This window comes from Streptomyces sp. NPDC001070 (assembly GCF_053598835.1).
Genome location: NZ_JBSFLB010000014.1, coordinates 77450 through 93357 on the forward strand (window position 1 = coordinate 77450; position 15908 = coordinate 93357).

13 protein-coding genes are annotated in these 15908 nt (G+C 71.2%); 11 read left to right on the top strand and 2 right to left on the bottom strand.

The features are described 5' to 3' along the window. The first annotated feature begins 218 nt into the window (after window positions 1-218). Window positions 219-1274, top strand: a complete 1056-nt coding sequence (locus ACWDAS_RS18710; protein WP_450391827.1) for an Rv2578c family radical SAM protein — start codon at window positions 219-221, stop codon at window positions 1272-1274. A gap of 52 nt (window positions 1275-1326) precedes the next feature. Further along, window positions 1327-1842, top strand: coding sequence for an N-acetyltransferase family protein (locus ACWDAS_RS18715; RefSeq protein WP_450391830.1), 516 nt, complete (start codon window positions 1327-1329; stop codon window positions 1840-1842). On the opposite strand, the gene ACWDAS_RS18720 is transcribed toward ACWDAS_RS18715, so the two are convergent. Continuing rightward, window positions 1808-3295, bottom strand: a complete 1488-nt coding sequence (locus ACWDAS_RS18720) for a HEAT repeat domain-containing protein (protein WP_450391832.1) — start codon at window positions 3293-3295, stop codon at window positions 1808-1810. The two genes, ACWDAS_RS18715 and ACWDAS_RS18720, sit on opposite strands and share 35 nt — an antisense overlap. A 324-nt stretch (window positions 3296-3619) precedes the next feature. Between ACWDAS_RS18720 and ACWDAS_RS18725 the strand changes: the two genes are divergently transcribed. From ACWDAS_RS18725 to pssA, 8 genes are all read left to right on the top strand, one after another. Continuing rightward, window positions 3620-5407: a 3-hydroxyacyl-CoA dehydrogenase family protein gene (locus ACWDAS_RS18725; RefSeq protein ID WP_450391835.1), complete on the top strand. Its 1788-nt coding sequence runs from the start codon at window positions 3620-3622 to the stop codon at window positions 5405-5407. A gap of 124 nt (window positions 5408-5531) precedes the next feature. Beyond that, complete coding sequence (locus tag ACWDAS_RS18730) at window positions 5532-6290, top strand: TetR/AcrR family transcriptional regulator (protein WP_450391838.1); 759 nt, start codon at window positions 5532-5534, stop codon at window positions 6288-6290. A gap of 398 nt (window positions 6291-6688) precedes the next feature. Next, complete coding sequence (gene ccrA / locus ACWDAS_RS18735) at window positions 6689-8026, top strand: crotonyl-CoA carboxylase/reductase (protein ID WP_450391840.1); 1338 nt, start codon at window positions 6689-6691, stop codon at window positions 8024-8026. Between the two features lie 14 nt (window positions 8027-8040). Continuing rightward, a complete protein-coding gene (locus ACWDAS_RS18740) occupies window positions 8041-10053 on the top strand; it encodes a protein meaA (protein WP_450391843.1) in 2013 nt (670 codons plus the stop codon). A gap of 55 nt (window positions 10054-10108) precedes the next feature. Next, a complete protein-coding gene (locus ACWDAS_RS18745) occupies window positions 10109-10669 on the top strand; it encodes a MaoC family dehydratase (protein ID WP_450391846.1) in 561 nt (186 codons plus the stop codon). Between the two features lie 12 nt (window positions 10670-10681). Beyond that, entirely contained in the window at window positions 10682-11893 is a 1212-nt protein-coding gene (locus ACWDAS_RS18750; protein ID WP_450391849.1) for an acyl-CoA dehydrogenase family protein, read from the top strand. A 171-nt stretch (window positions 11894-12064) separates the two neighbouring features. Next, window positions 12065-12721, top strand: a complete 657-nt coding sequence (locus tag ACWDAS_RS18755; RefSeq protein ID WP_450391852.1) for a phosphatidylserine decarboxylase — start codon at window positions 12065-12067, stop codon at window positions 12719-12721. Continuing rightward, a complete protein-coding gene (gene pssA / locus ACWDAS_RS18760) occupies window positions 12708-13559 on the top strand; it encodes a CDP-diacylglycerol--serine O-phosphatidyltransferase (protein ID WP_450391854.1) in 852 nt (283 codons plus the stop codon). Before ACWDAS_RS18755 ends, pssA begins: the two co-directional genes overlap by 14 nt. 84 nt (window positions 13560-13643) lie before the next feature. Here pssA and ACWDAS_RS18765 read toward each other — a convergent pair whose 3' ends face one another. Then, window positions 13644-14768: a glycerate kinase gene (locus ACWDAS_RS18765; protein ID WP_450391857.1), complete on the bottom strand. Its 1125-nt coding sequence runs from the start codon at window positions 14766-14768 to the stop codon at window positions 13644-13646. Between the two features lie 75 nt (window positions 14769-14843). Between ACWDAS_RS18765 and ACWDAS_RS18770 the strand changes: the two genes are divergently transcribed. After that, the gene (locus ACWDAS_RS18770) at window positions 14844-15899 is read left to right on the top strand and encodes an ADP-ribosylglycohydrolase family protein (RefSeq protein WP_450391860.1); all 1056 of its coding nucleotides are present in this window, start codon (window positions 14844-14846) and stop codon (window positions 15897-15899) included. Window positions 15900-15908: the final 9 nt, after the last annotated feature.

Below are 15908 nucleotides of genomic sequence, written 5' to 3' on the forward strand. Positions count from 1 at the left end.
GACCCGCCTCCGGCGGCGGGTCCCGGTCGCAGAGCAGCGGCGGTGCCACATGGGCGGATCCCCCGTCGCCGAGGACCGGGGATCCGCCGCACCGTCGAGTCGTCCACCGCCGTCCGCGACCGGGTCGCGCACGGGTGTCCCAGGAATCACGCGGATCCCCCTCGACGCTATTCGCTCAGATGTTCTATTCTCTGGGGAGGGCAACGAATGGAGGCGGCATGAGGTGGGACAACCTGAGCCGCGACACGGCGGCGACCACACCCGCGCTCTTCGGCGTGGACGCCGTGACCCGTACGTTCGACACACCCGAGTTCCGCGGCATCACCTTCCATGAGGTGCGGGCCCGCACGATCGTCAACCGCGTGCCCGGGGCGTCCCGGATGCCGTTCGAGTGGACGATCAACCCCTACCGCGGCTGCAGTCACGCCTGCGTGTACTGCTTCGCCCGCAAGACGCACACCTACCTGGACCTCGACAGCGGCCTGGACTTCGACTCCCAGATCGTCGTCAAGGTCAACGCGCCCGAGCTGCTCCGCCGCGAACTCGCCTCGCCGCGCTGGCAGGGCGAGCACATCGCCATGGGCACCAACGTCGACTGCTACCAGCGCGCGGAGGGCCGCTACCGGCTCATGCCGGGCATCATCGCCGCGCTGCGTGACCACGCCAACCCGTTCTCCATCCTCACCAAGGGGTCGCTGATCCTGCGCGACCTGGACCTCCTGGTGCAGGCGTCCCAGGTCACCGATGTGTCCACCGCCGTCTCCGTCGGCTTCGTGGACCGGGACCTGTGGCGCACCGTGGAGCCGGGCACCCCGTCGCCCATGAAGCGGCTGGAGGTCTGCCGGACACTCAATGAGCACGGCATTCCCTCGGGCGTGCTCATGGCGCCGGTGCTGCCGTACCTCGGCGACTCCCCCGAGCAGTTGCGCGAGACGGTCCGCGCGATAGCCGGGACCGGAGCCACTTCCGTCACCCCTTTGGTGCTGCATCTGCGCCCCGGTGCCCGGGAGTGGTTCATGGCCTGGCTCTCCGTGCACCACCCGCGGCTGATCTCCCGGTACAAAGCGCTGTACGCCGGCGGCGCCTACGCGCCCACCTGGTACCAGCGGCGCATCACGCGGCAGGTGCACGAATTCGCCGACGAGTTCGGGATCGGCCCCAGCCGGTCCGGGGCCGCGCGCCGGATCAGCGCGCCCGATGAGCCCGCCCGCGAGGCTCCCGGGGCCTCCGGGGTCCCGGCGGACCCCGAGCCGACCCAGCTGACCCTGATCTGACCTGGCGAAAACCGGGTGCAGGCCCCGGTCCCGCCCCCTTAACGTCGCGGCCATGACGCATGTGAGGGTGATGACCCGTGACGACATCGACGCCGTCTCGGCGATCCGTGTACGCGGCTGGCAGGCGGCGTACGCCGGGATCGTGCCGCGGTCGTACCTGGACGCCATGAACGTCGAGACGGACGCCGACCGCCGCAGGGAGTGGTTCGACACGGGCAACAAGCGGGTCGACAACCTCGTCGCCACGGACGGCGACGAAGTGACGGGCTGGGCCGCGGTCGGCCCCTACCGCGGCGAACCGGACGACGCCCGGGTCGGCGAGCTGTACGCGATCTACATACGCCCCGACCGGCTCGGCCAGGGCACCGGACGGGCGCTCATGGACGCCGTACGGGCCCGCGCCGGCGAGCGCGGTTTCCGGAGCATGCGTTTGTGGGTTCTCGCGGACAACGAGCGGGCGCTGCGCTTCTACAGGCGGTCGGGTTTCGCACCGGACGGCGCCGACCAGATCGAGATGTACGACGGCGTCCCGCTCAAGGAGCTGCGGTACGCGTCGGATCTGGCCTGAAGCGTCCGGCGAGACGGCGCGTCGCGGCACTCGGTGCCCGGTCGCGCACCGCGGCCAGTACCGGTGCGGCCACCGGGTCGCCCGAGAGCACGAGGGCGCGCACGATCCGCCTCGGGTACGGCGGTACGCACAGCCCGGCCAGGGCGGAGGTCGCCCGGGGCTCGCCCTCGTAGCCGGCCAGGCCGCGCGCCGCGGCCGCCCGCGCCTCCGCGTCCTCGTCGGAGGCGACGCCGAGCAGCGTCTCCAGTACCTGCGGGCCGCCGATCCGGCCGAGGGAGTCCACCGCCGCGACGCGCAGGCGAGGATCCGCGACGGCCCGGACCAGGACGGGCACCGCCCGCGCGTCCCCGAGCCGTCCCAACTCCTCGACGCAGCCGGCGGCCGCCTGACAGGCCGTCCGGCCTTCGTCCATGAGCCATCCGAGGGTGGACGCCAGAGCGGGCAGCGACTCCGGTGCCCGCAGCCGCCCCAGGATCCGCACGGCGGCCAGGGCGTAGGCGATCCGGAGCCGGTTGGTGGCGAGCGCGGCGGCGGCGCGGGCGGTTCGCGGGTCGCCGAGGCGGAGGAGGGCGTCGGCCGCCGCGACGTTGCGCCAGCCGTCGCGGTGGTTCAGGAAGAGCACGAGGGTCTCGAAGGCGCGCCGGTCACCGGCGCGCCCCAATGCCACGGACGCGATGAGCCGGTCGTCCAGGGAGTGCGAGGGCCCGTACAGGACGGCGGCGAGGTGTTCCCGGGCGGTGGGGTGGTCCAGCCGGCCCAGGGCGAGCAGCGCCTCCGCGGCCACGTCCTGCTCGGGGTCGGCGGCGGCCGCCACGAACAGTTCCAGGTGCGCCGGGTCGGCGGCCCGGGCCAGCAGGTGCAGGGCGAGCGCCCTCGCTTCGGGCGCCGCATGGGTGGTCTGCCGAACCAGCAGCGGCACCAAGAAGGCGGTCGGCGCGGCCGTCGGCTCGGTGAACCTGGACCAGTAGGGGCGGGCCCGCCCGGTGACGATGCGGCTGACGGCAGCCTCGATCCCGCCCCGGTACCAGAGGGGCGCGTCGCGTCCGAGGTCGCCGAGCAGGTCGAAGAGCGGTCCGGCCGTCGCCGGGGCGCGGAGCACGGCCAGCGCCTCCAGGGCGTAGCGGCGTTCCCGCTCCGTACCGCCGGGCAGCATGTCCAGGAGTTCGGCCACCCCCGGTGACCGCCCGCCTGCGACGTCGAGCAGGGCGCGTTCGGCGGGCGCGAGCCGGGGCCGCACCATGGCGGCGGCGTCCGGGCAGCCGGCGAGCCGCCGCACATAGGCGTCGCGCCGCTCGCTGCGCCCCTGGGTGGCGAATTCCAGCAGTCCGGTGGCGCGGCGTGGTTCTCCCCGCTTGCGCAAGTCCTCGACGCCGATCTCCCCCGACCGCACGGCCTCGTACAGCTCGGCCGCCCGCGCTGCGGCGTGGCCACCGCCCCCGTCCACCCGGTCCACGGTCCCCCCTCTCCCCGGCCCCCACCCTAGTGGCGCGCTCATCTGTCAGCGATGCAAATCACATGGGCGGGAGGGCTGGCGCGAAGGTTACTCACCGGTTACCCTCTAACCAACGCACGCAGCGGCCTGGTGACGCAGCCGCCGTGTGCAGCCGTTGTCGGTTCGGCACCATCGCGGCGCAGCCCCGGGACAGGGCTCGCCAGCTTTTCCACGCGGGCACGCACACCACGCGTACGCACTCCCGCGGCTCCTCGACTCCTCCTCCCGCCCGCGCCTGCGCAGCAGAGACGCACGGCGCGGACCCTCAGCATTCGGAGTTCCGCGATGGACCGTCCACGACCCTTCCCCACCGTCGCCATCATCGGTCTCGGCACCATGGGCACCGGCATCGCCGAAGTCGTCGCCCGTGCCGGCCACGAGGTGATCGGCATCGAGATCGACGACGCGGCGGCGCACCGTGCCGTGACCAATCTGGAGGCCTCCACCGCCCGCGCCGTGCAGCGCGAGCGGATCACGGAGTCCGAGCGCGGGGACATCCTGGCCCGTTTCCGCACCTTCGCCGACCTGCAGGCGGCGGCCGAGGCCGATCTGGTGATCGAGGTCGTCACCGAGCACTTCGACATCAAGCGCGAGGTCCTGACGGCCCTCGACGCCATCGTGAAGCCGGGCGCGATCCTCGCGACCGGCACCAACGCGCTCTCGGTGACACAGCTGGCCTCCCACACCTCGCGCCCCGACCGCGTCCTGGGCCTGCACTTCTTCGCCCCGGCCCCGGCCATGAAGCTGGTCGAGGTGGTCTCCACCGTGCTGACCTCCCCGGAGACCACGGACGCCGTGACGGAGCTGGTCCGCTCGCTGGGCAAGGAGCCCGTCGCGGTCGGCGACCGTCCGGGCTTCATCGCCGACGGACTGCTCTTCGGCTACCTCAACCAGGCCGCCGCCATGTACGAGGCCCGGTACGCCACGCGCGAGGACATCGACGCGGCCATGCGGCTGGGCTGCGGCCTGCCCATGGGCCCGCTCGCGCTGCTGGACCTGATCGGCATCGACACCGCGCAGACCGTCCTGGAGGCGATGTACGAGGCCTCGCGGGACCGGCTGCACGCCCCCGCGCCGATCCTGAAGCAGCTCACGGCGGCCGGCCTCAAGGGCCGCAAGTCCGGGCGCGGCTTCTACTCGTACGAGGCCCCCGGCAGCGCCACGGTCGTCGCGGACACCGAGACCCCGGCCGGGCCGGGCGCCGCCGCCGGCGGACGTCCGGTCCGCAGCGTGGGCGTCGCGGGCTCGGGCACGATGGCCACCGGCATCGCCGAGGTCTTCGCCAAGGCCGGGTACGAGGTGGTCCTGGCCGCCCGCGGCCAGGAGAAGGCCGACAAGGCGGTCGCGGCGCTGGCCAAGTCGCTGGACCGCTCGGTCGCCAAGGGCAGGCTCTCCCAGGAGCAGCGCGACGCGGCCGTGGCGCGGGTGACCGCGGCCGGCTCGGTGGACGCCTTCGGAGAGGTGGACCTGGCCGTGGAGGCGGTCGCCGAGGACCTGCAGGTCAAGCAGCAGCTCTTCGCCACCCTGGACAAGGTCTGCAAGCCGGGCGCGGTGCTCGCCACGACGACGTCCTCACTGCCCGTGGTGGCCATCGCCGGCGCGACGTCCCGCCCGCGGGACGTCATCGGGATGCACTTCTTCAACCCGGCGCCGGCCATGAAGCTGGTCGAGGTGGTCCGCACCGTCCTGACCGCCGACGACGTGCACGCCACCGTCCACGAGGTCTGCGGCCGGATCGGGAAGCACGCCGTGGACTGCGGCGACCGCGCCGGCTTCATCGTCAACGCGCTGCTGTTCCCGTATCTGAACAACGCCGTGAAGATGGTCCAGGAGCACTACGCGACGGTCGAGGACATCGACTCGGCGATGAAGCTGGGCGGCGGCTACCCGATGGGGCCCTTCGAACTGCTGGACGTCGTCGGGCTGGACGTCTCGCTCGCGATCGAGCAGGTGCTGCACAAGGAGTTCCGCGACCCGGGCCTGGCGCCGGCGCCGCTGCTCGAGCACCTGGTCTCCGCGGGCTGCCTCGGCCGCAAGACGGGCCGCGGCTTCCGCGAGTATGCCCGCCGCTGATTTCGCGGGCGGCTGGGACGGACGGGGCGATCCGAGCGGCTGGGGCGGTCTTCTTGGGCCGCCCCACCGGCTCCGGAAACCGGGCCCGGCCCACGGGTCAGCGGGAATGCAGTACGTTCGCGGTATGTCCCAGCCCGCGAAGCCCGCCCGCGCGTCCTCCAGCACCGCCCAGCGCCATCGTGTACGCCAGGAACTGGCCGCTGCGGCGATGCACCTGTTCGCGACCCAGGGCTATGAGGCGACCACGGTCGACGAGATCGCCGCGGCGGCCGGGGTCGCGCGCAGGACGTTCTTCCGGCATTTCCGCTCCAAGGAAGAGGCGATCTTCCCGGACCACGACGACACCCTGGTGCGGGTGGGCCAGGTGCTGGACTCCGCCGAACCGCACGAGCACCCGCTCGACACGGTCTGCCGGGGCATCACCGAGGTGCTGCGCATGTACGCGGAGGCCCCCGAGGTCTCGGTGGAGCGCTACCGCCTGACCAGGGAGATCCCGATCCTGCGGGAGCGTGAGATCGCCTCGGTGGCCCGCTACGAGCGGCTTTTCACCCGCTATCTGCTGGGCCACTTCGACGAGGGCGCCCACCACGACGGGGACGACGACCCGCTGCTGGCGGAGGTCGCCGCGTCCGCCGTCGTCGCCGCCCACAACCACGTGCTGCGCCGCTGGCTGCGCGCCGGCGGCAAGGGCGACGTGGAGGCGCAGCTCGACCACGCATTCGAGGTCATCAAGCAGACCTTCGGCACCGGCATCGGCCGCCGTCCCACCCCCGTGCCCGTGCTCGCCTCCGGGATGGGCGAGGTCATCGTGGCCGTGGCCCGCACCGACGCCTCTCCCGCCGAGGTCATGCGCACGATCGAAAAAGCCCTCAAGGGCGCGTAGCGGCCCGATCGCGCCGCCCGCGCCCCCTTTCGCCCCCGGCATCCAACCGGCGCCCCCAGGCCCCCGTGCCGGGGGCGCCGTCTTGTGTTGCTCAAACGTGAAGCCGTGATGCCATCTGAGAAAAATTGTTGGCACGCAGTGTCTTGCAGGGTGGCACGCGGTGCCATAACGTGAGAGTTGTCCGGGCGGGCGGCGTGCTGGGATCCGTCGTACGCCGTCTGTCCCCAAAGGCCCGGACGCCTGCGTCACAGGCATTCACAGCGCCACCACGCGCTCCGCTCCATCCGTGCGACCGCCACGGACAGCAGCACCACCGCCGAACCGACGGCACCACCCCACAGCAACCCCCCGACGTTCCCTCAAGCGTCCCTACGTCGCGCTTCGCCGGAGGCATCACCGTGAAGGACATCCTCGACGCAATCATGGCGTCCGAAAGCACGGCCGCGGACTTCGCCGCGCTGCCGCTGCCCGAGTCGTACCGCGCCATCACCGTCCACAAGGACGAGGCCGGCATGTTCGAGGGCGTGGACAGCCGCGAGAAGGACCCGCGCAAGTCGCTGCACCTGGAAGAGGTGCCCGTGCCCGAGCTCGGTCCGGGCGAGGCCCTGGTGGCCGTCATGGCCAGCTCGGTCAACTACAACTCGGTGTGGACCTCGATCTTCGAGCCGGTGTCGACGTTCGGTTTCCTCGAGCGGTACGGCAGGCTCTCCCCGCTGACCAAGCGCCACGACCTGCCGTACCACATCATCGGCTCCGACCTGGCGGGCGTGGTCCTGCGCACGGGCCCCGGCGTGAACGCCTGGAAGCCCGGTGACGAGGTCGTCGCCCACTGCCTGTCCGTCGAACTGGAGTCCGCGGACGGCCACAACGACACAATGCTCGACCCCGAGCAGCGCATCTGGGGCTTCGAGACCAACTTCGGCGGCCTCGCCGAGATCGCGTTGGTCAAGTCGAACCAGCTGATGCCCAAGCCCAAGCACCTCAGCTGGGAGGAGGCCGCGGCCCCGGGCCTGGTGAACTCCACCGCCTACCGGCAGCTGGTCTCCCGCAACGGCGCCGGCATGAAGCAGGGCGACAACGTCCTGATCTGGGGCGCCAGCGGCGGCCTCGGCAGCTACGCCACCCAGTTCGCGCTGGCCGGCGGCGCCAACCCGATCTGCGTGGTCTCCTCCCCGCAGAAGGCGGGGATCTGCCGCAGCATGGGCGCCGAGGCGATCATCGACCGCACCGCCGAGGACTACCGGTTCTGGAAGGACGAGCACAACCAGGACCCGAGGGAGTGGAAGCGCTTCGGCAAGCGCATCCGCGAGCTCACCGGCGGCGAGGACGTCGACATCGTCTTCGAGCACCCCGGCCGCGAGACCTTCGGCGCCTCGGTCTACGTCACGCGCAAGGGCGGCACCATCGTCACCTGCGCCTCGACCTCCGGCTACAACCACGAGTACGACAACCGCTACCTGTGGATGTCGCTCAAGCGCATCATCGGCTCGCACTTCGCGAACTACCGCGAGGCGTGGGAGGCCAACCGGCTCATCGCCAAGGGCAAGATCCACCCCACGCTGTCGAAGACGTACCGCCTGGAGGAGACCGGCCAGGCCGCGCACGACGTGCACCGCAACGTCCACCAGGGCAAGGTCGGCGTGCTCGCACTCGCCCCGGAGGAGGGCCTCGGCGTCCGCGACGAGGAGATGCGGGCCAAGCACATCGACGCCATCAACCGCTTCCGGAACATCTGAGAACGGGAACGAGCATGAGCGAGCGTCAGAAGGATCGTCCGTGGCTGATGCGGACGTACGCGGGACACTCCACCGCGGAGGCGTCCAACGCCCTGTACCGGCGTAACCTCGCCAAGGGCCAGACCGGCCTGTCGGTCGCGTTCGACCTCCCGACGCAGACCGGATACGACCCCGACCACATCCTGGCCCGCGGCGAGGTGGGCCGGGTCGGGGTCCCGGTCGCCCATCTCGGCGACATGCGCCGGCTCTTCCAGGACATCCCCCTGGAGGAGATGAACACCTCGATGACCATCAACGCAAGCGCCATGTGGCTGCTCGCGCTCTACCAGGTGGTCGCCGAGGAGCAGGGCGCCGACGTCACCCGGCTCCAGGGGACGACGCAGAACGACATCGTCAAGGAGTACCTGTCGCGCGGGACGTACGTCTTCCCGCCCGGCCCGTCGCTCCGGCTGACGACGGACATGATCGCCTACACGGTCAACCACATCCCCAAGTGGAACCCGATCAACATCTGCAGCTACCACCTGCAGGAGGCCGGGGCCACGCCGGTGCAGGAGATCGCGTACTCCATGTCGACCGCGATCGCCGTCCTCGACGCGGTCCGGGACTCCGGCCAGGTGCCGCAGGAGCGCATGGGCGACGTCGTGGCGCGCATCTCCTTCTTCGTGAACGCGGGCGTCCGCTTCGTCGAGGAGATGTGCAAGATGCGGGCGTTCACCCGTATCTGGGACGAGATCACCCGTGAGCGCTACGGCATCGAGGACCCCAAGCAGCGCCGCTTCCGGTACGGGGTCCAGGTCAACTCCCTCGGCCTGACCGAGGCCCAGCCGGAGAACAACGTCCAGCGCATCGTGCTGGAGATGCTGGCGGTGACGCTCTCCAAGGACGCCCGGGCCCGCGCCGTGCAGCTGCCGGCCTGGAACGAGGCGCTCGGCCTGCCGCGCCCCTGGGACCAGCAGTGGTCCCTGCGCATCCAGCAGGTGCTGGCGCACGAGAGCGACCTGCTGGAGTACGGGGACATCTTCGACGGCAGCCACGTCGTCGAGGCGAAGGTCGCCGAGCTCGTCGAGCAGTCCCTCGCCGAGATCGAGCACATCCAGGAGATGGGCGGCGCCATGGCCGCCGTCGAGTCCGGCTACCTCAAGTCCCAGCTGGTCTCCTCGCACGCCGAGCGCCGGGCGCGCATCGAGTCCGGCCAGGAGAAGATCATCGGCGTCAACTGCTACGAGGGCACCGAACCCAGCCCGCTCACCTCCGACCTCGACGGCGCCATCATGACCGTCGACCCGGAGAACGAGGCCCGGGTCGTCGCCGCCCTCCACGAGTGGCGCGACAACCGGGACGAGGTCCGGGCGCAGAGGTCGCTGGAGGCCCTCAAGGCCGCGGCGGCCGGCTCCGGCAACCTGATGGAGGCCACGCTGGAGTGCGCCCGGGCGGGTGTCACCACCGGCGAGTGGTCCTGGGCGCTGCGCGACGTCTTCGGCGAGTTCCGCGCCCCGACGGGCGTGAGTAGCGCCCCCGTCGCGGTCACCGCGGAGCCGGGCACGCCGCTGGCCGAGGTGCGCCGCAAGGTGGCGCTCACCGCCGAGGAACTGGGCAGCGGCAAGCTGCGGCTGCTGGTGGGCAAGCCGGGCCTGGACGGCCACTCCAACGGCGCGGAGCAGATAGCCGTACGGGCTCGCGACGCCGGCTTCGAGGTGGTCTACCAGGGCATCCGGCTGACACCCGAGCAGATCGTCTCCGCGGCGGTCGCCGAGGACGTGCACTGCGTGGGACTGTCGATCCTGTCCGGTTCGCACGCCGAGCTCGTGCCGGACGTGCTGGACCGGCTGCGCAGAGCCGGGGTGGACGACGTCCCGGTGATCGCGGGCGGCATCATCCCGCCGGCGGACGCCGCCAAGCTGATCGAGTCCGGTGTCGCGGCCGTGTTCACGCCGAAGGACTTCGGAATCACCGAGATCATCGGCAGGATCGTGGACGAGATCCGCAGGGCCAACAAGCTGGAGCCGCTGGAGGTCCCCGCGTGACCGCCGCCGGCACCACCCGTACGAACACGTTCGACACCCCGGAGGCGTAGAAGAGATGCAGTTCGGCCGCACGTATGAAGAGTTCGAGATCGGTGCTGTCTACAAGCACTGGCCCGGGAAGACGGTCACCGAGTACGACGACCACCTCTTCTGCCTCCTCACCATGAACCACCACCCGCTCCACATGGACGCGAACTACGCCGAGAAGACCACCGACTTCGGGAAGAACGTGGTCGTGGGGAACTACATCTACTCCCTGCTGCTCGGCATGTCCGTGCCGGACGTCTCCGGGAAGGCGATCGCCAACCTGGAGATCGAGTCGCTCAAGCACGTGGCGCCCACCTTCCACGGCGACACCATCTACGGCGAGACGACGGTGCTGGACAAGTGGCCGTCGAAGTCCAAGGACGACCGCGGCATCGTCCATGTGGAGACCAAGGGGTACAAGCAGGACGGCACCCTGGTGTGCGTCTTCCGCCGCAAGGTGATGGTGCCCACCGCCACGTACATCAAGGAGCGCGGCGGCGAGCAGCCCGGCCGCCCGCCAGTCTCCCCCCACCACCCTCAATCGGCGCCCCCGCGGGGCGGCACCCCCGGTCCCGAACTGGACTCCTAGGAGATACGACACATGAGCCGCCTCGCACAGACCGACGGGCTGACCGACATCCAGCAGGAGATCCTCTCCACCGTCCGCAGCTTTGTCGACAAGGAGATCATTCCGGTCGCCAATGAGCTGGAGCACAAGGACGAGTACCCCACCGACATCGTTGAGGGCCTCAAGGAACTCGGCATCTTCGGCCTGATGATCCCGGAGGAGTACGGCGGCCTCGGCGAGTCCCTGCTCACCTACGCCCTGACGGTCGAGGAGATCGCCCGCGGCTGGATGAGCGTGTCGGGCATCATCAACACCCACTTCATCGTCGCCTACATGCTCAAGCAGCACGGCACGCAGGAGCAGAAGGACTACTTCCTGCCCCGCATGGCCACCGGCGAGGTGCGCGGCGCCTTCTCGATGTCCGAGCCGGGCCTGGGCTCCGACGTCTCGGCGATCCGCACCAAGGCGGTCCGGGACGGCGACGACTACGTCATCAACGGCCAGAAGATGTGGCTGACCAACGGCGGCACGTCCAACCTCGTCGCGGTACTGTGCCGCACCGACGAGGGCCAGCCCGAGGGCGCGGCCCCGCACAAGTCCATGACGACCTTCCTCATCGAGAAGGAGCCGGGCTTCGGCCCGAACCCGAAGGTGAAGGGCCTCACCGTGCCCGGGAAGATCGAGAAGATGGGCTACAAGGGCGTCGACACGACCGAACTCATCCTCGAAGATGTGAAGATTCCGTCAAATCGCGTCCTGGGCGGTCAGAGCGGTCGCGGTTTTTACCAAATGATGGACGGCGTCGAGGTCGGCCGGGTCAACGTGGCCGCCCGCGGCTGCGGCGTGGCGCAACGCGCCTTCGAGCTGGGCATCGCGTACGCCCAGCAGCGGCAGACCTTCGGCAAGCCGATCGCCCAGCACCAGGCGATCCAGTTCAAGCTGTCCGAGATGGCCACGAAGGTCGAGGCGGCCCACGCCCTGATGGTCAACGCCGCCCGCAAGAAGGACTCCGGCCAGCGCAACGACCTCGAGGCCGGCATGGCGAAGTACCTGGCCTCGGAGTACTGCAAGGAGGTAGTGGAGGACGCCTTCCGCATCCACGGCGGCTACGGCTACTCCAAGGAGTACGAGATCGAGCGCCTCTACCGCGAGGCCCCGATGCTGCTCATCGGCGAGGGAACCGCCGAGATCCAGAAAATGATCATCGGGCGCCGACTGCTCGAGGAGTACCGAATCCAGGGGTGAATGTCTGGGTTGTGACACTTTGTGCGAACCAAAGGTCACACCCAGTCATCAAATACCGGCCACGGACTCGGCTGCTGGCTTGCCCAGTTGCCGGTCACTCCCGATACCATTCACGGAAAGCCGCCGTCCCCAGCACCATCTTTGCGGCACCCTCCGCTACGAAGGTCTTCCATGCCCCACAGCCATTCCTCTGCACAACGCGACAGCCGGGCCGGCGTACGCCTCGCGCGCGGAGCGTCGCCGTGGCTCCTCCCGACCGTGGCCACCGCGGCGGTCAGCCTGGTCCGCGCCCGCCGCTCCGGGCGCTGGGCGGCCGTGGCCGTCCCCACCACCGCCCTCGCGGCGGGCATGCTGTGGTTCTTCCGCGACCCCGAGCGCGAGATCGCGCAGGGCCGCGTCATCTCGCCGGCCGACGGTGTGGTGCAGAGCATCATGCCGTGGAAGGACGGGCGCACCCGCGTCGCGATCTTCATGAGCCCGCTGAACGTCCATGTGAACCGCGCGCCGCTGGCGGGCACGGTCACGTCCGTGGAGCACATCCCCGGCGGATTCGTTCCGGCGTTCAACAAGGAGAGCGAGAACAACGAGCGCGTCGTCTGGCACTTCGACACCGAGCTCGGCGACATCGAGATGGTGCAGATCGCCGGAGCCGTGGCGCGCCGCATCGTTCCTTACGTGCCGCAGGGCACCAAGGTGGAGCAGGGCGAGCGCATCGGCCTGATCCGCTTCGGCTCCCGGGTCGACATCTACCTCCCGGAGGGCGTCGAGCCCGCCGTCGAGGTCGGCCAGACCACCGTGGCTGGGGTGACTCGCATTGACCGTGATTGAGCCCGACACGCAGGCACCGTGGGTCACCGCGGTGGACGAGGACGACGATGACGACATGCCGCTGTCCACGCGGCTGTCGATAGCGGACGGCCTCACCCTCGGCAACGCGATCTGCGGATTCATGGCGGTGTACTTCACCACCACAGGAGTCCTCGTTCCGCACCTCATGGGCAACACCGACGGCGGCATGACGCGGCACAGCGCCGCCACCGCCGTGCTGCTGATGCTCATGGCGTCGGTCTTCGACCTCTTCGACGGGCTCGTGGCGCGCAAGCTGCGCAGCTCGGCGATGGGCGCGGAGCTGGACAACCTGTCCGACCTGATCAGCTTCGGCCTGGCCCCCGCCTACTTCGTGGTGGTCTGGGGCCTGATCTCGGACGACGCCTACGGCAGGGTGTCGGCGGTGGCGGCCGTCGTGGTGCTGCTCGCGGTCGTCCTGCGGCTGGCCCGCTTCTCCTGCACGACGGTGCGGGAGGGGATCTTCCAGGGCATGCCGAGCCCCTTCGGGGCGATGACGGTCATCTCGGTCGTGCTGCTGCAGCTGCCCTTCATCCCGACGGTGCTGGCCATCGTCGGTGTGGCGTGGCTGATGGTCAGCCGGGTCGAGTACCCGAAGCCGCGTGGCCGGCTCGCCGTGATCACGCTGGCCTGGATCGTGCTCAGCATGGGCTGCCTGGTCTGCTGGGCGTTCGACGTCCCCGGCGGCGACGTGCTGCTGCAGACAGGCGCGGCCCTGCAGATCTGCGCGGCGGCGGTCATCCCGCTGTTCGCGACGACCCGCCGGGTCAACACGATCCGCAACAACCGCCGTGAGGCGCGTACGGCGCAGCTTCCGTAGCCGTACGACGTACGTGAGTGGGGCCCCGAGCCGGGAAGGCTCGGGGCCCCACTGCGTTCGGTCCGGACGGCCGGGGCCGCCCGGTCAGGCCAGCAGGTCGCGTGCGATGTCGCCGGCGAGGCGCTCCAGCAGCGGCCCGGCCTCGGCCATGCAGCGCGCCGGATCCGGTTCGAGGTCGGTCAGGGCGTACGCACGCCGGATGCCGACCGCGCCGAGGGCGGCCCCCGACAGGGCGAGACGACCGCAGACGGCGACCACGTCGACGTCCCGGGCGCGGGCGGCGGCCGCGACACCGGCCGGGGCCTTCCCGTGCAGCGTCTGCTCGTCCAGCGAGCCCTCACCCGTGATCACCAGATCGGCCCGCTCCAGCGCCCCCGCGAAACCGAGCATGTCCAGGAGCACCCGGACACCGGGCCGGAACGCGGCCCGCAGGCCCACCAGCGCGCCGAACCCGAGGCCGCCGGCCGCGCCCGCCCCCGGGGCCTCGGCGTCCGCGCCGGCCCCCAGCACCCGCGCGTAGCGGGCGAGTGCCGCGTCGAGCATCGCGACGTCCTGCGGCGTGGCACCCTTCTGCGGGCCGTAGACGGCGGCCGCGCCCTTCGGGCCGAGCAGCGGATTGTCGACGTCGCCAGCCAGGACGACCTCGGTCGCGGCGAGCCTCGGGTCGAGCCCGGACAGGTCCGCCGTGGCCAGCTGCGCCAGCGCGCCGCCACCGGGGCCGACGGGCTCGCCCCGGCCGTCCAGCAGCCGGGCACCGAGGGCGACGAGCATGCCCGCGCCCCCGTCGTTGGTCGCGCTGCCGCCGACACCGAGCACGACCGAGCGCGCCCCCGCGTCGAGTACGGCGCGCAGCAGCTCACCGGTGCCGCACGTGGTCGCCGTCAGCGGCGCGAAGACGCCCGGCGGCAGACGACGCAGCCCCGAGGCCTCGGCCATCTCCACCACCGCGGTGCCCTCGCACAACGCGTACGCGGCCGTGACCGGGTCCCCCAGGGGCCCGGTGACCTCCACCAGCCGCCGCTCGAATCCCGCGGCGACGGCCGCGTCCACCGTCCCGTCCCCGCCGTCGGCGACGGGCACGGACTCGACGACGACACCGGGTGCGGCGCGCCGCAGCCCCGCCCCGAGCCGCTCGGCCACCTCGACGGCGGTGAGCGACCCCTTGAACTTGTCCGCGGCGATCAGCACCCGCGAAGGCCGTGCGTCCATCACATTGATCTCCCTTACGGCAGGTCGCGCCGCCTTGGACCCTATCCCCGGGCACCTGGGCGGTACACCGGATGCATGGCCCTCTCTCTCGAAGACCGCATCCTCGGCGGCTGGCTCGGCCGGATCGCCGGCAACATGCTCGGCAAGCCCGTCGAGCGCGGCGACCACTGGACCCGGGAGCGCATCGACCGGTACCTGCGCAAGGCCGGGGCGCTGCCGCTGACCGACTACATCCCGGCGCTGGACCCGCCCCCGGATCCGGCGGAGTTCGAGCTGCGCCCCGAGTGGCCGCAGTGCACCCGCGGCAACATCCGCGGCAGCGCCCGGGACGACGACGTCGACTACGCGATCCTCGGGCTGGACCTGCTGGAGACCTACGGCCCGGACTTCACCACGGAGCAGGTCGGCGAGCTGTGGCTGCTGCGGCTGCCCTATCTGCAGACCTTCACCGCCGAGCGGGCCGCGTACCGCAATCTCGCCAACGGGCTGAAGCCCCCGCTGACCGCCACCGCCGACAACCCGTACCAGGAGTGGATCGGCGCGCTGATCCGCGCGGACATCCACGGCTGGACCTCCCCCGGCGATCCCCGGCGGGCGGCCTCGCTCGCCCGGCGGGACGCGGTGCTGTCGCACACCGGCAACGGGGTGTACGGCGCGATGTGGGCGGCGGCGCTGATCGCTGCGGCGTTCACGGCGTCCGGCGTGCGGGCCGCGCTGGAGTCGGCGCTGGAGCACGTCCCGCCGGGCTGCCGGCTGGCGCGCACGGTGCGGCGGACCATGGCGCTGCACGAGGCCGGGCTCGACTGGGCCGGGACGCTGGCGGAGCTGGACGAGGAGAACGGACGGCTGCACTGGATCCACACCGTCCCCAATGCCGCGCTGATCACCGCGGGGCTCCTGTACGGCGCGGGCGACTTCAGCGCCACGATCGCGCTGACCGTGCGCGGCGGCCTGGACACCGACTCCAGCGGCGCGACGGCCGGTTCGGTGGCCGGAGTGCTGTGCGGCGCGGCCGCGATCCCGCCGCAGTGGACCGAGCCGCTGGAGGACCGGGTGCGCAGCGCGGTGTTCGGCTTCGACGGTGCGGCGATCAGCGAACTGGCCCGCCGCACGGCCCTCCTGGTGCCGTAGGGTCCTGCA

Bases quoted from the DNA above. Each gene is read 5' to 3' on its own strand.
- ACWDAS_RS18710 (WP_450391827.1), top strand. From the start codon at position 219: ATGAGGTGGGACAACCTGAGCCGCGACACGGCGGCGACCACACCCGCG.
- ACWDAS_RS18715 (WP_450391830.1), top strand. From the start codon at position 1,327: ATGACGCATGTGAGGGTGATGACCCGTGACGACATCGACGCCGTCTCG.
- ACWDAS_RS18725 (WP_450391835.1), top strand. From the start codon at position 3,620: ATGGACCGTCCACGACCCTTCCCCACCGTCGCCATCATCGGTCTCGGC.
- ACWDAS_RS18730 (WP_450391838.1), top strand. From the start codon at position 5,532: ATGTCCCAGCCCGCGAAGCCCGCCCGCGCGTCCTCCAGCACCGCCCAG.
- ACWDAS_RS18740 (WP_450391843.1), top strand. From the start codon at position 8,041: ATGAGCGAGCGTCAGAAGGATCGTCCGTGGCTGATGCGGACGTACGCG.
- ACWDAS_RS18745 (WP_450391846.1), top strand. From the start codon at position 10,109: ATGCAGTTCGGCCGCACGTATGAAGAGTTCGAGATCGGTGCTGTCTAC.
- ACWDAS_RS18750 (WP_450391849.1), top strand. From the start codon at position 10,682: ATGAGCCGCCTCGCACAGACCGACGGGCTGACCGACATCCAGCAGGAG.
- ACWDAS_RS18755 (WP_450391852.1), top strand. From the start codon at position 12,065: ATGCCCCACAGCCATTCCTCTGCACAACGCGACAGCCGGGCCGGCGTA.
- ACWDAS_RS18765 (WP_450391857.1), bottom strand. From the start codon at position 14,768: ATGGACGCACGGCCTTCGCGGGTGCTGATCGCCGCGGACAAGTTCAAG.
- ACWDAS_RS18770 (WP_450391860.1), top strand. From the start codon at position 14,844: ATGGCCCTCTCTCTCGAAGACCGCATCCTCGGCGGCTGGCTCGGCCGG.